The organism is Phaeobacter gallaeciensis (assembly GCF_001678945.1).
GTDB lineage: Bacteria > Pseudomonadota > Alphaproteobacteria > Rhodobacterales > Rhodobacteraceae > Phycobacter > Phycobacter gallaeciensis_A.
Genome location: NZ_CP015124.1, coordinates 3996274 through 4010809 on the forward strand (window position 1 = coordinate 3996274; position 14536 = coordinate 4010809).

Consider the following 14536-nt stretch of genomic DNA (forward strand, 5'->3'; position numbering starts at 1 on the left):
CCGATTTGTCAAAAAAAACAGCGGAACGAAGGGGGCGTTTTCCGTTCTGGCACAGGGATTACGGGAGCAGCAGATCGGGTGCAGCCGCAACTGCGAGCCCCGCCACAACCATAAGCGCCAGAAGCCAGAGCAGCCGCCCGCGCAGCGCGATGGTCGCGCCCGCTGCCACTGCTGTGAGAAACAGCGCCTCGGCGTCAAGGCTGCTCCAGTCCGGCACCACAAAGGACAGCGGCCCGACCTGTGTCTGCGGCAGGTCGCGGAACAGGACGTGCAGCAGGAACCAGACCGACAGGTTGAGGATGACACCGGTCACCGCAGCGGTGATCGCCTTTAGCGCGCTGCCAAGGCGGGGATGCAGCGAGAGGCGCTCCACATAGGGGGCGGCGGTAAAGATCCACAGGAAGCAGGGCACGAAGGTCGCCCAGAGGGCCACCGCCCCGGCAGCCAGGAACACGGGCATCCCGCCGGTCGCCAGCCCGGCCAGCATCGCAATGAACTGGGTGACCAGGATCAGCGGTCCGGGGGTGGTTTCTGCAAGACCCAGCGCGTCGATCATCTGCCCGGCGGTGACCCAGCCATGCTGCTCGACCACGGTCTGGCTCATATAGGCGAGCACCGCATAGGCGCCGCCAAAGGTTACCACAGCGAGTTTGGCAAAGAACCAGCCAATGTCTGCCAGAAAGCCGAAGCCGGAAAAATGCAGCAGTGCCAGCGGCGTCAGCCAGAGAATGCTCCAGAAGGCAGCGACCCGCAGCGGCGATTGTGACCCGTGTCCCTTTGTGACTTCTGCCGGTGCCGCTGCCTGGCCTTTCACAAGACCAAACAGACCTGCGCCCAGGACGACAACGGGAAAGGGCAGGCCAAGGAAAAACAACCCGACAAAGCCAAGTCCGGCGAGGGCCCAATCGGAGCCTTTGCTGAGGGCCTTCTTACTGAGCCGCCACAGGGCTTGCAGAACCACGATGATGACCGCTGCCTTGATCCCGGCAAAGGCGGCCTGAACCCCCGGCACGGTGCCAAAGGCAGCGTAAAGCCAGACCAATGCGGCAATAACTGCGGCGCCGGGCAGCACAAAGAGCAATCCGGCCAGAATCCCCCCAAAGGTGCCGCGCAGGCGCCAGCCGGTATAGGTGCACAGCTGCATCGCCTCGGGGCCGGGCAGTAGCATGCAGAAGGAGAGACCACGCAGGAATTCATCTTCGCTGAGCCAGGGGCGCTGCTCCACCAGTTCGCGATGCATCAGGGCGATCTGGGCGGCGGGGCCGCCAAAGCTCAGCAGGCCGATACGAAGGAAAACGCGGAACAGATCGCGCAGATCCGGGCGGTCGGGCGTGAAACTGGCAGACAAGTCGATCTCCGCGGCTGATCGGGGCAGGGTCTTGCATGCCTATATGGCAGCCGCGCCCGCGGAGACAGAAAAAACTAGCTTAGTCTGTGGAGGGATTACTGAGCCCAGATCAATTGCTCGCCTGTGAGGCAGATCGGGAGGGAATCCTCGGGCAGCTGGCCAAGCTGCTCGAACATCTTCATGTAGTCTATGGTTGCAATAAGTTCTGTCACTATTGCTTCTTTGACCCGGGCGATGATCTGCCCGGTAAAGCGAACGTCATCCCCAGTTGCGGCGGATTGCGCCTGCACGATCAACTTTACTGCAACCCATTCCCCCTGCTCGACAGGATAGGCGTATTCGAAGTGAATATTCTTTAGCAGGTCATTCAACGCGGTGACCACTTCGCCATAGTTCTGTGGCGCAGCCAGCTCTGATATCGCTCCCTGCATCGTGGTGCCAGAATTGGAGAGGGCATTTATGGCGGCCGTGTCCGCTTCTTCCCAAAGCTCGTGAAACCATTGCTTTACAGTCTCAAGAACGCTGCCTGTCTGATGAGTCATTCGTTGGGGTCTCGGTTGGTCAGAGTTGAAGTGTCAATCCGGTACTTGTTACCAACAGTGAAGTCGAGAGGGCTTGTGGCTGCGAATCAACCACTTTTACGTGTGGGTGTTTTCTAGTGAAAATGATTGGGGTTGAACTTATTTGCGAGGCTGGTGGTCTAAGGCGCCGCGGCGATGCTGTGGGATGTCTGTCTGACCCAATCGAGCCGCTGCCCGGTCATGCAGATCGGGATCGTGTCGGGCGGCAACAGGTCCATTTGCTCCAGCAGGCAGATATAATCGACGTGATTATAGGCTTCGGCGATCCTGCCGTTTTCGAACCGGGCCATGACCTGCCCTGAAACCTCAAGCGGGGCGCCCGTGTCGGTTCTTGAGGTGCGCACGACGAGAAAGGCTGAAACCCAGTCGCCTTCGGCGATCACCTTGGGCAGGTTCACTTCAAACCGCCCGACCTGGGCCTGAAAGGTCATGATAAGGTCTCGGAAATCATCGATTCCCATCTGCATTTCAGGAACGATTCCCTTGGCGATGGTGTCCGGTGCAATGAAATCTGTGATCGCGTCCAGGTTTCCTTTTTCCCAGACCTCGGTATACCAGTTTCGCAAGCGTTGAGCGTTGGTCATCACAGTTCTCCGTCTTGCGCATAGGATGCGCCCAGAGTCTGAATAAAACCTATACGGGTGCCTATGATCGTTGAGAAAGCTGGGGAAAAGTGCAGGTTTCTGTTGCCAGGTACCTGCGAACCCCGCCTAACGCGGCTAGGCGCTAGGACTTAAAGTCGGTTCGACTCGAACTGCTTACGCAGCCAGAGCAACCGGAGCACGATTGTCGTTTGCAATTGTACTAGTTTCGCCGATAACGGTGGCAGACAGCCGAGACAAAGCTAACCCCTTTAGACGTTCGTCGATCCTGTTTCGGCCCCATGATCCCCAAACGAAGGATATATGGTGGAGCCGCCGGGTACCGCCCCCGGGTCCGATCCGCTTATTACGAGCGCGTTTATGTCCATAGTTCCACGAGGGAACAGTGAGAACATAGGTGCTGACCGGGCGGAGTTAAAGGGGCAAATCGGATAGACAGTGCGAATTTTGTGGGCCGAATTACCTGCGATCAGGCGTCAGGTTGAGACCGCCGCAGCACGTGCGGCGAAGACATCCGAGGCCAGCTTGCGCGTTTCCTTTTCCAGATCACTGAGGCCTTCGCTGGCAGCGGTGCCGTCACCGGATTCGATGGCATCCGCGATGCGTCCGTGCAAATCCACGATACGTGCACGGTCCCTTGCGGTGAAGGTGATCATGTTCATCAGCGGCTGCATTGCCTCGACTGCGCCAGCCAGCTGATAGGACAGGACTGGATTGCCCGCGCCATCGACGAGCGCCCGGTGAAAGGCAACATCCGAGGCGCAGAAGGCTTCATCGGTCAGGCCGGGCTGGGACTGGCGGAACATCTCGGTCCGCATCGTGGCCAGTTGATCGGCTGTGCGCCGCTGGGCCGACAAGGGCGCGCAGGCGCGCTCCAGCGCATAACGCGCTTCGCAGGCTGTGTCGAAACTGACCGCATTCATCGACAGCAGCAGGGTCGAGGTGGTCACCTGCTGGGGGTAGGCATCCTCAAAACTCAATCGGTTGACGAAGGCGCCGCCGGTGGCGCCGCGCTGCGTACGGATCAGCGATTGCGCCGCAAGCCGTTTCAACGCTTCGCGTACGGTCGGGCGGGACACCTGAAAATGATCGGCCAGTTCGGCCTCGGAAGGAAGTCGTTCATCGACGATCAGCTGACCGCCAATAATCGCGTCCTTGATTGCCTGTGCGATTTGCACAGAGAGGTCGTCGGAACTGGAAGGGTCGATTTTCATGGGTACTGTCCTGTCGATATCCGGCGTCATTACCATATCGTGAGGGGCTGTAAAAATCATTTGTCAGACATTTAAAAGTCTGACATTTGAGAAACAAGCGTTGAGTCGCGGTTTCCGACCCTTGGGTGAAGCGTAAAACCCCTGTTCCGGTGAGGATGAGTAGGACCGCAGGCTACTGGGCAACGCGCCTTGCCAGGGAGGATTTGCAATGGCACTGATTTCACCGTCGCGTCGGCTGCGGCGCACCCCGTTTTCCCAAGGTGTGGAAGAGGCCGGAGTGCGCGCCTACACCGTTTACAACCACATGCTGCTGCCCACGGTTTTCGAAAGCGTCGAGGCGGATTACCATCATCTGAAGAACCATGTTCAGGTCTGGGATGTGGCCTGCGAGCGCCAGGTGGAATTGCGCGGACCTGATGCCGGGCGGCTGATGCAGATGCTGACCCCGCGCGATCTGCGCGGGATGACGGCAGGCCAGTGTTTCTACGTGCCCATCGTCGATGAAACCGGCGGCATGCTGAACGATCCCGTGGCGGTTAAGCTGGCCGAGGACCGCTGGTGGATCTCCATCGCGGACAGCGACCTTCTTTACTGGGTCAAGGGTATCGCCAATGGCTGGCGTCTGGATGTGCTGGTGGACGAACCCGATGTCTCACCGCTGGCCGTGCAGGGACCAAAGGCCGAGGAGCTGATGGTGCGCGTCTTTGGTGAAAGCATCCGCAATATCCGCTTCTTCCGCTTCGGGGTCTATCAGTTCCAGGGTCATGATCTGGTCATTGCGCGCTCGGGGTATTCCAAACAGGGCGGGTTCGAGATCTACGTGGAGGGCAGCGAATTTGGCATGCCACTGTGGCGCAAGCTGTTCGAGGCGGGTGAGGATCTGCAGGTGCGTGCGGGTTGTCCGAACCTGATCGAACGGATCGAGGGCGGCTTGCTGAGCTATGGTAACGACATGACCGACGACAACACGCCACATGAATGTGGTCTGGGCCGGTTCTGCAATACCCATACGGCGATTGGCTGTATCGGCCGGGATGCGCTGTTGCGGGTGGCCAAGGAAGGGCCGGTGCAGCAGATCCGCCCGATTGCCATCGACGGCGATGCCGTGCCACCCTGTACTCAGTTCTGGCCGGTGTTTGCTGGCGGTCGTCCGGCGGGGCGAATTTCCTCGGCGGCCTGGTCGCCCGATTTCCGCACCAATGTGGCAATCGGCATGATCCGCATGACTCATTGGGATGCGGGCTCAAGACTTGAGGTAGAAACACCCGACGGTATGCGCACGGCCACCGTGCGCGAGAAATTCTGGATGTGAAACGAGGGGAAGCATGATGTTCAACGCATTGGTCGTGAATAAGGACGAGGACACCGGAAAGACATCTGCGGCGGTCGAGCAGATCAGCCTTGATGACCTGCCCGAGGCCGAGGTGACGGTGGCGGTGGACTATTCCACCGTGAACTACAAGGACGGGCTCTGCATCGGCCCTGGTGGCGGTCTGGTCCGCAAATACCCGCATATTCCCGGCATCGACTTTGCCGGTACGGTCGAGGCGTCTTCGGATGCGCGTTACAAGGCGGGGGACAAGGTGGTCCTGACCGGCTGGCGCGTGGGAGAGGCCCATTGGGGCGGTTATTCGCAAAAGGCCCGTGTGCGCGCCGATTGGCTGGTACCGCTGCCCGAAGGGCTGACAACCCGCCAGGCGATGGCAGTGGGAACCGCTGGGTTCACCGCCATGCTGGCGGTCATGGCGCTGGAGGATCACGGGCTGCAAAAGGACCACGGTCCGGTTCTGGTGACAGGCGCCGCCGGTGGGGTTGGCTCTGTTGCAACTGCGATTCTGGCTAATCTCGGCTATGAGGTCGCGGCCGTGACCGGCCGTCCGGAGACTGCGGATTACCTGCGCAGCCTTGGCGCGACACAGATCGTGGCCCGTGAAGAAATCAATGAGACGGTCAAACGCCCGCTGGAAAGCGAAACCTGGGCAGGCTGCGTTGATGCGGTTGGCGGGGCGATGCTGGCCCGTGTGCTGGGGCAGATGAAATACGGTGCCTCCGTTGCGGCGGTGGGTCTTGCTGGTGGGGCGAACCTGCCCGCAACTGTGGTGCCCTTCCTTTTGCGCGGGGTGAACCTGCTGGGTATCGATTCCGTCATGCAGCCCTATGACAACCGCCTGCGCGCCTGGGAGCGGATCGCAACGGATCTGCCGATGGACAAGCTGGAAGCGATGATCCAGTCCGCAACTCTGCAGGATCTGCCGCAACTGGGCGCAGACATCCTCAAAGGGCAGGTCAAAGGCCGCGTCGTGGTGGATGTGAACGGGTAACGGAAACACCGTTTTTCTGAGACGAAGGGAGCGCGCAGGGCTGATACTGCGCGCTCTTTCTTTTGGCTACACATCTGGCGCCTCACGCTGCAGGACGGTTCCACCGCGTACCGGCGCTTGACCTTGCACGGCAAGATCTGCATCCCTTTTGCGAACACAAAAGCAGGGGAATGACAGATGGCGCTGGATATTGATTTTGTACGCGGGCAGTTCCCGGCCTTTGCCGAACCCACGCTGCAAGGGCAGGCTTTTTTTGAAAACGCAGGCGGCTCTTATACCTGCAAGCCGGTGATTGATCGTCTGATGCGTTATTACACCCAACGCAAGGTTCAGCCCTATGCGCCTTACGAGGCCTCGACCCTGGCCGGGGCAGAGATGGATGAGGCCCGGCAACGGCTTGCGGCAATCCTGGGGGTGGATACCGATGAGGTCAGCTTTGGCCCCTCGACCACGCAGAACACCTATGTTCTGGCGCAGGCGTTCCGGCAGTTCCTCTCCCCGGGGGAGGCGATCATCGTCACCAATCAGGATCACGAGGCCAATACCGGCCCCTGGCGGCGGCTGGCCGAAGAGGGTATCGAGGTCCGTGAGTGGAAGATCGATCCTGCCACTGGTCATCTGGATCCGGCGGATCTGGAGACGCTGCTGGATGAAAACGTGCGCCTTGTCTGCTTTCCCCACTGCTCGAACGTGGTGGGAGAGATCAACCCGGTGACCGAGATCACCGCGCTTTGCCATGCAGCGGGGGCCTTTGTCTGCGTCGACGGGGTGTCCTACGCGCCGCATGGGCTGCCCAACGTCGGGGAGCTGGGACCGGACATTTACCTATTCTCGGCCTATAAGACCTATGGTCCGCATCAGGGGATCATGGTCATCCGCCGGGCGCTGGGCGAAATCCTTCCGAACCAGGCGCATTATTTCAACGGCGACGTTCTCTACAAGCGCTTCACCCCTGCGGGACCCGATCACGCACAGGTCGCGGCCAGCGCCGGTATGGCGGATTATATCGACGCCCTGTGCGATCATCACGGCGGCCCTACCGAAGACGCAGCAGCGCGCGCCGGGTTCGTGCACGATCTGATGCGTGACCACGAGGTTAAACTGCTGCAACCGCTGTTGGATGAGCTGAAGGACCGCAACGATCTGCGCCTCATCGGGCCAAGCGACGCCGCCGTGCGCGCGCCGACCGTGGCTGTTGCCGTCAACCGGTCTGGCGCTGGGCTGGCAGAGGAACTGGCCGGGCATGGTATCATGGCGGGCGGCGGGGATTTCTACGCGGTGCGGGCGCTCTCGGCGATGGGGGTGGACCCGGAACAGGGTGTCCTTCGGATGAGTTTTACCCATTACACTAACGAAAATGAGGTGACGCAGCTGATCGAGGCCCTAGATCGCGTGCTGTAACGAGAATGGCAGCACAGGACTTTCAGACATATGACCAGCAATGCCCCGGTGATCTGGTGGATCCGGCGCGATCTGCGCCTTGCGGATAACCCGGCCCTGACGGCGGCCGTGACCAGCGGCGCGCCTGTCATCCCGCTTTATATTCTGGATGCGCAGGACAATGCGCTGGGCGCGGCGCCGAAATTCCGTCTTGGCCTTGGGCTGGAGAAACTCGCTGAAACGCTGTCCGCGCGGGGCAGTCGGCTGATCTTCCGTCGCGGCGATGCGCAAGAGGTTCTGCGGCAGGTGATTGATGAGACCGGGGCAGGGAGCGTCGTCTGGTCGCGGCTTTATGATCCCGAGGCCATCGCGCGGGATACAGCGATCAAGGAGGATCTGAAGGCCTCCGGGATCGCGGTGAAATCCCATGGCGGGCGGCTGCTGTTTGAACCCTGGACGGTCGAGACCAAGGCAGGGGGCATGTTCAAGGTCTACACCCCGTTCTGGAAAGCCGTTCGCGATCGCCAGCCCGCCGATTTGCTGCCCGAGCCGGGCAAGCTGTCCGCGCCGGTGAGCTGGCCGGTCAGCGATAGGGTGACGGATTGGCAGATGGGTGCGGCGATGCGGCGCGGCGCCGATATCGTGCGGGCGCATTGCAATGTGGGAGAGCAAGCGGCACTGGACCGTCTGGACGGGTTCCTCGAAGAGGCCGTCGCCCGCTACAAGGATCGCCGTGATTACCCAGCCGAGGATGCAACCTCGAACCTGTCGGAAAACCTCGCATGGGGTGAGATCAGCCCGCACCGGATGTGGCATCTGGGCCAGCGCGCGATGGCAGGCAGCGGGAAAGGCGCGGAACATTTCCTGAAAGAGGTGGTCTGGCGCGAGTTTGCCTACCACCTGATGTATCACAGCCCGCAGATTCTGACGGAAAACTGGCGGCCAGAATGGGATGGTTTTGGCTGGTCCAGCGAGATCACCCCGGATGTGGAGGCCTGGCAGCGGGGGCAGACCGGTTATGACTTTGTCGATGCCGCCATGCGGGAAATGTATGTCACCGGCAGGATGCACAACAGATCGCGCATGATCGTGGCAAGTTTCCTGACCAAACATCTGATGGTGCATTGGAAGGTCGGGATGGACTGGTTTGCGGATTGTCTGGTGGACTGGGATCCGGCCGCCAATGCGATGGGCTGGCAATGGACCGCGGGCTCTGGCCCGGATGCGGCGCCGTTCTTCCGCATCTACAATCCGGAAGGCCAGATCGACAAGTTCGATGCAGATCGCCGTTATATCCGCCGATGGATCGCCGAAGGTCAGCGCACACCGCCGCAAAGCGCCAGCAGCTTTTTTGATGCGGCGCCGCTCAGCTGGGGCTTGTCCCCGGACCAGATGCGCGCCCGGCCCCTGATCGATCTGAAAGCGGGGCGGGAGCGGGCTTTGGAGGCCTATGGGCAGCACCGTAGCGCCGGACAGAAAGCAGGCTGAGTGACGCCGGGCAGGCTAGCTTTGTTGCCCAGTTGCGCATGGTGGCAGAACTTGTTCCCGGCACCCTTGTCTGCGAGGCCGGAACCGGCGAAATTGCTGGTCAATGCAGGATGCGGTGGCCGTTTGGGGGCGACCGCCACAACAGGAACGGAACCCGCCGGGATGCCAAACGGAGCACGACTGATCGCAGCCCTGTCGATGGCGCTGCTTGCCTTTGTTGTTTCGGGCATGATCATGCCCCTGATGCCCGAGGGTACCGATTTTGGCTATTTCACCTATGTGAACATGGCCATCGGGGTTGTCTGTGGCTGGATCCTGATGGGGCGGCGGGCTGGTCATGGTCTGGTGCCCGCCATCAACAACGGCATCACCGGCATGGCGGTGATGGTGTTCTGGGGGCTGTTCGTGCAGGGCGTCTGGGAGATGTTCCGGCTGGCCATGCGGCACCGGTTTGACGGGCCGTTCGAGGCGCTGACTGCGATCTTCACCATTTCGCTGGATTATTTCTTTGTCATGGCGGTGCCGCATGTCCTGCTGGCGCTGGTGATCGGCGGGGTTCTGGCGGGCCTCGCCACCGAGAACGCTCACAACCGCTGGCGCTGACTGTCAATTTTCACTTCATAACGGGAGCGCCTTGTGGCTGATCTCTTTTTATACGGCACGCTGCGCTATGTGCCGCTGCTGGAATGCGTTCTGGGACGCAGCGCCGAAAGTCTTGATGCGCGGCAGGCGCAGCTTGCCGATCACGCAGTGCGGCAGGTCAGGGACCAGCCCTTTCCCGCCATCGAGGCCTGCGAAGGCGCCTCTGCGCCGGGGCTGCTGCTGCGCGGTGTGACGCAACAGGATCTCGACGCGCTCAATTTCTATGAAGGCGGTTTCGATTATGCGCTGAAACAGGTGGAGGTGCGCCTGGAGGGGGGAGAGCCTGCGCATGCAGAGGTATATTTCCCCGCGCCCGGTATGTGGGATACCACTGAGCTTTGGGATCTGGACGGCTGGATTGCAGACTGGGGCGCGCTGTCACTGCGCGCTGCCGAGGAGGTCATGGACCTGCGCGGTTGCAAATCGGCTGAGGAGATCGCCCGGATCTTCCCCTCGATCCGCCGCCGCGCCGCGTCCTGGTTGGCGGCGCAGGCCCGGCCAGAGGATCCGGCCCACGATCTGGCGCGGGATGTGCGGGTGCACGGCCACAAACGTGCCTATGTGAATTTTTTCGCCATGGAAGAGATGGATCTGCAGTTCCGCCGCTACGATGGCAGCTTCAGCCCGGTGGTGAACCGGGGCGTGGCGCTGGTTGGACGGGCGGCGGTGGTTCTGCCCTATGATCCGGTCCGCGATCAGGTGCTGCTGATCGAGCAGTTCCGCGCCGCGACCTATATTGCCGGGGAAAAACGCCCCTGGATGTGGGAGCCGGTGGCGGGTCTGATCGACCCCGGTGAAACGCCGGAAGAAACCGCCCGGCGCGAAGCACAGGAAGAGGCGGGCGTAGCCGTCACCCAGCTGGAGCGCGTGGCCGAGGTCTACCCCTCAAGCGGCGCTTCAGGTGAATTCATTCACATTTTTGTGGGGCTTGCCGATCTTGATGCGGTCGAAGGGGGCGGCGGGCTGGCCAGTGAACACGAGGACATCCGCAGTAAAGTCATTTCGTTCTCTGAATTTATCGATGCGGTGGACAGGAATACCTATCAGGACATGCCTTTGGTAACGGCAGCGCTGTGGCTGGCCCGGCACCGGGACAGGCTTCGCGCGCACATCGGTTGAGTAGGGCACAGTTGTGGCTTCGCGCCTTGTGATCGGAGGGGCGGTTGGCTAAGTCTGTAGGGAAAGATCGAAAGGGATACTATGCGCATTGCACGTGATCTGGCCGATGCAATCGGCCATACGCCACTGATCCGGCTGAACCGCGTTAGCGACGAAACCGGCTGTGAAATTCTGGGCAAGGCGGAGTTCATGAACCCCGGCCAGTCGGTCAAGGACCGTGCGGCGCTCTATATTATCCGCGACGCCATCGCACGCGGCGAGCTGAAGCCGGGCGGCACCATTGTTGAAGGCACCGCGGGCAACACCGGGATCGGTCTGGCGCTGGTGGGGGCCTCGATGGGGTTCAAGACCGTCATCGTGATTCCCGAAACCCAGTCCGAAGAGAAAAAGGACATGCTGCGCCTTGCCGGTGCGCAACTGGTGCAGGTTCCGGCGGCGCCCTATCGCAACCCGAACAACTTCGTGCGCTATTCCGAGCGTCTGGCCAAGGAACTGGCCAAGACCGAACCCAATGGTGCGATCTGGGCCAATCAGTTCGACAATGTTGCCAACCGTCAGGCCCATGTGGAAACCACCGGCCCCGAGATCTGGCAGCAGACCGACGGCAAGGTCGATGGTTTCATCTGCGCTGTCGGCTCGGGTGGTACGCTGGCCGGCGTCGCGGAGGCGCTGCAGCCCAAGGGTGTGAAGATCGGTCTGGCCGATCCGATGGGGGCCGGGCTTTACAGCTATTACACCACCGGTGAAATCGCGATGGAGGGCTCCTCGATCGCAGAAGGCATCGGTCAGGTGCGGATCACCAAGAACCTTGAAGGCTTCACACCGGATTTCAACTATCAGGTCCCGGACGAAGAAGCGCTGCCGTTTGTCTTTGATCTTCTGCATAACGAAGGTCTGGTGCTTGGCGGTTCGTCGGCGATCAACATCGCGGGCGCCGTACGCATGGCCAAGGAAATGGGACCGGGCAAAACCATCGTGACGGTGCTGTGTGATTATGGCACGCGCTATCAGTCGAAACTTTTCAACCCCGATTTCCTGCGTGAGAAAAGCCTGCCGGTGCCGGACTGGATGACTCACGCTCCTGCCTCCATCCCGGGTGTATTCGAGGACGTATGAAACGCATAGCTGACTTGCTGCGCATTTGGGGGGCTGGGCTGATCCTGTTGATCGGCCTGGCCCTTCCGCTGTCTGCACAGAGCACGGAAGAGATCCGGGCCATGTCTGCCGAATGGCAGAAAACCGCGACGCGTGCGGAACAGGTTATTGATGCCAACCGGGCTTCCAACGCTGCGCTGGAACAGCTGCGAAGCGAATTGGCCAGATTCCGGCAAACCTTTCTGTCTTCAGGCACCGACAACGCTGACCGGATTCGCACGTTGGAAGGTCAGTTGGAGGCGCTTGGCCCGCCCCCGGCAGAGGGCGAAACCGAGGCCGAGGATATCGCCCAGTTGCGGGCAAGCCTCCGAGATCAGCTGAATGCCTTGCGGGTTCCACGGGTGGTTTCTGAAGAGGCTTACAGCCGCGCCGACGGCTTGATTGCAGAGATCGACAAAATCATTCGCGAACGGCGCACCAAACGATTGCTGGAACGGGGGCCGTCGCCTCTGAACCCGCAATACTGGCCCGAGGCAGCGGCCGATCTGTCCGATGCCGGAATGGCGGTGTGGCATGAAACCGCTTTCCAATTGGGCAATGACACTACGCGGGAGCGGATCAGCAACAACCTGCCGGCGATTTTGCTGCTGCTGCTGTTGTCCGGGCTTCTGCTCTTGCGGGGACGCCCCTGGGCACGGGCTGCGGGCAGCCATTTGCGCCAATATGGCGGCGGTGGCACGGGCGTCTGGAGTTTCGTGGTCTCCTTGCTGGAAGTTCTGCTGCCGTTCGGTGGCATCCTGTTGCTGACCGCTGCAATCGATCTGTCCGGTCTTCTCGGGCTGCGCGGTTCGCTGCTGACGGATTACGTGCCGGTCTGGGCCTTCTTGCTGTTGTCCTTCCATTGGTTGGGCGAACAGGTCTTCAAGCCGCGCGACGGCAGCAGCCTGATCCCGGTTGCCGACAACCGGCACCAGCAGGCCCGGTTGATGCTGGATCTTCTGGCGGTGTTGCTGGTGCTGAAGGATGCGCTGATCCGTTTTGAGCAGATCGAAAGGATCTCGGTCGAGGCCCATGCGGTGCTGGGCTTCCCGCTGATCGTCTTTGCCGCGCTTGTGATGTTGCGGGTACAGCGGCTAACGGCCATCTCCGAGACGTCCGAGACCCAGCAGAGCGAGGACGACGACACAGGAGCGCCAGCTGTTTCAAATGTCGGGCGGATACGGTCCGTCGTGCGACGTGGCGCCTATACCTTGGGGATCGTGTCGCCGCTGGTGGCTGCAGTCGGCTATACCAGTGCGGCCGAGGCGCTGATTTATCCGGCAATCTCCACGCTTGCGATCCTCGCGGCAATGCTGGTGCTGCAACGCTTCATTGGCGATGTTTACGGCTGGCTTAGCGGCAAGGGGCAGACCGCGCAGGATTCGCTGTTCACGGTGATCTCTGGCTTCCTGCTGGTGACGCTGTCGCTGCCGATTTTGGCCATTGTCTGGGGGGCCCGCGTTGCCGACCTGACGGAGCTGTGGTCTCGGTTCCTTGCGGGCTTTTCGATTGGCGATACGCGGATTTCTCCGACCGCTTTCCTTAGCTTTGCAATCGTATTCGCCGCCGGGTATGCGCTGACCCGGCTGGTGCAGGGTAGCCTGCGCAATTCTCTGCTGCCAAAGACCAAGATCGATCCGGGCGGCCAGAATGCCATTGTTTCGGGGCTTGGCTATGCGGGGATATTCATTTCCGCTGTGGTGGCGATTTCCCTGGCCGGACTGGACCTGTCTTCGCTGGCGATTGTTGCCGGTGCCCTGTCTGTCGGGATCGGTTTCGGCCTTCAGACCATCGTGTCGAATTTCGTATCGGGCATCATCCTGCTGATCGAACGCCCGATCTCCAAAGGCGACTGGATCGAGGTTGGCGGGTTGATGGGCTACGTGCGGGACATCTCGGTGCGCTCCACCCGGATTGAGACCTTTGACCGCTCTGATGTGATCATCCCGAACTCTGACCTTATCACCGGGACTGTGACCAACTATACGCGCGGCAACACGGTAGGTCGCGTGATCGTGCCGGTCGGGGTGGCCTATGGCACGGACCTGCGCAAGGTCGAGAGTATCCTGATGGAGATTGCCAAGGCCAATCCGCTGGTTCTGATGAACCCGGCACCCAGTGTGATCTTCCAGGGCTTTGGTGCTGACAGTCTCGATTTTGAAATCCGCGCCATTCTGCGGGATGTGAACTGGGTGCTCTCAGTTAAATCCGAGATGAACTACGAGATCGCTCGCCGGTTCCACGAAGAAGGCATCGAGATCCCGTTCTCGCAGCGCGATATCTGGATCCGCAATCCCGAGGCTCTCGCGACATCGCAGTCTTCCGGTCCGGCTGCCCCTCGTTCGGCGGTCGACGATCCGGTTAAACCCGATCTTCAGGATCTCGACCCTGATCAAGCCGACGGAGAGGATTGAGCGGGCGCGCCTGACGTGCCCGTAAAACCTTGCGCGATGCGGCGTCGCGGGCGGCGGCGAATAGTTGATTCGTTAAGATTGCCGCGGCTGTTTGTTTCGTGCGCAGCAACATTGGCGCTTGTTTCTTGTGATTGCCTCAAATTGGGTGATTATTCGAGAAATTGGCCCGGCACGGCTACTCGGATGTTTGGCGCTTCAAACAGGCCGAAATTGCAATGAGCAAAGAAACAGAAGGCCGGGTATTGAGTGGATTTTGCACACAATAATGGCGGTAGGTGCCGGATTGTTTCGAA

The 14536-nt window shown here is 60.8% G+C and carries 12 protein-coding genes and 1 other RNA gene; 8 read left to right on the forward strand and 5 right to left on the reverse strand.

Going from position 1 to position 14536, the window contains the following annotated elements; genetic code table 11:
• Positions 1 to 58: 58 nt before the first annotated feature.
• The 5 genes from chrA to JL2886_RS18855 all read right to left on the reverse strand — a co-directional run bounded on the left by chrA (position 59) and on the right by JL2886_RS18855 (position 3745).
• Positions 59 to 1354 (reverse strand): chromate efflux transporter, encoded by a 1296-nt coding sequence (gene chrA / locus JL2886_RS18835; protein ID WP_065273397.1) that lies wholly within the window; start codon positions 1352 to 1354, stop codon positions 59 to 61.
• Between the two features lie 89 nt (positions 1355 to 1443).
• Positions 1444 to 1890 carry an ester cyclase gene (locus JL2886_RS18840; protein ID WP_065273398.1) on the reverse strand — a complete coding sequence of 149 codons (447 nt, stop codon included), beginning with the start codon at positions 1888 to 1890 and terminating at the stop codon, positions 1444 to 1446.
• A gap of 158 nt (positions 1891 to 2048) precedes the next feature.
• Positions 2049 to 2513 carry an ester cyclase gene (locus JL2886_RS18845; RefSeq protein WP_065273399.1) on the reverse strand — a complete coding sequence of 155 codons (465 nt, stop codon included), beginning with the start codon at positions 2511 to 2513 and terminating at the stop codon, positions 2049 to 2051.
• A gap of 88 nt (positions 2514 to 2601) precedes the next feature.
• Positions 2602 to 2954, reverse strand: a transfer-messenger RNA (tmRNA) gene (ssrA, locus tag JL2886_RS18850).
• Positions 2955 to 3007: 53 nt separating this feature from the next.
• Positions 3008 to 3745, reverse strand: a complete 738-nt coding sequence (locus JL2886_RS18855; RefSeq protein ID WP_065273400.1) for a FadR/GntR family transcriptional regulator — start codon at positions 3743 to 3745, stop codon at positions 3008 to 3010.
• 208 nt (positions 3746 to 3953) lie between these two features.
• On the opposite strand from JL2886_RS18855, the gene JL2886_RS18860 reads away from it, so the two are divergent.
• The 8 genes from JL2886_RS18860 to JL2886_RS18895 all read left to right on the forward strand — a co-directional run bounded on the left by JL2886_RS18860 (position 3954) and on the right by JL2886_RS18895 (position 14243).
• Positions 3954 to 5057: a dimethylsulfoniopropionate demethylase gene (locus JL2886_RS18860; protein ID WP_065273401.1), complete on the forward strand. Its 1104-nt coding sequence runs from the start codon at positions 3954 to 3956 to the stop codon at positions 5055 to 5057.
• Between the two features lie 16 nt (positions 5058 to 5073).
• Positions 5074 to 6066, forward strand: a complete 993-nt coding sequence (gene acuI, locus JL2886_RS18865) for an acryloyl-CoA reductase (protein ID WP_065273831.1) — start codon at positions 5074 to 5076, stop codon at positions 6064 to 6066.
• Between the two features lie 177 nt (positions 6067 to 6243).
• Positions 6244 to 7467 (forward strand): aminotransferase class V-fold PLP-dependent enzyme, encoded by a 1224-nt coding sequence (locus JL2886_RS18870; RefSeq protein ID WP_065273402.1) that lies wholly within the window; start codon positions 6244 to 6246, stop codon positions 7465 to 7467.
• 30 nt (positions 7468 to 7497) lie between these two features.
• Positions 7498 to 8934, forward strand: a complete 1437-nt coding sequence (locus JL2886_RS18875) for a cryptochrome/photolyase family protein (protein ID WP_065273403.1) — start codon at positions 7498 to 7500, stop codon at positions 8932 to 8934.
• Between the two features lie 162 nt (positions 8935 to 9096).
• On the forward strand, positions 9097 to 9537 hold the full coding sequence (locus JL2886_RS18880; protein ID WP_065273832.1) for a TrgA family protein: 441 nt from the start codon (positions 9097 to 9099) through the stop codon (positions 9535 to 9537).
• A gap of 33 nt (positions 9538 to 9570) precedes the next feature.
• Positions 9571 to 10695 carry an NUDIX domain-containing protein gene (locus JL2886_RS18885; RefSeq protein WP_065273404.1) on the forward strand — a complete coding sequence of 375 codons (1125 nt, stop codon included), beginning with the start codon at positions 9571 to 9573 and terminating at the stop codon, positions 10693 to 10695.
• Between the two features lie 81 nt (positions 10696 to 10776).
• The gene (locus JL2886_RS18890; RefSeq protein WP_065273405.1) at positions 10777 to 11811 is read left to right on the forward strand and encodes a cysteine synthase A; all 1035 of its coding nucleotides are present in this window, start codon (positions 10777 to 10779) and stop codon (positions 11809 to 11811) included.
• The gene (locus JL2886_RS18895; RefSeq protein ID WP_065273406.1) at positions 11808 to 14243 is read left to right on the forward strand and encodes a DUF3772 domain-containing protein; all 2436 of its coding nucleotides are present in this window, start codon (positions 11808 to 11810) and stop codon (positions 14241 to 14243) included. Before JL2886_RS18890 ends, JL2886_RS18895 begins: the two co-directional genes overlap by 4 nt.
• Positions 14244 to 14536: the final 293 nt, after the last annotated feature.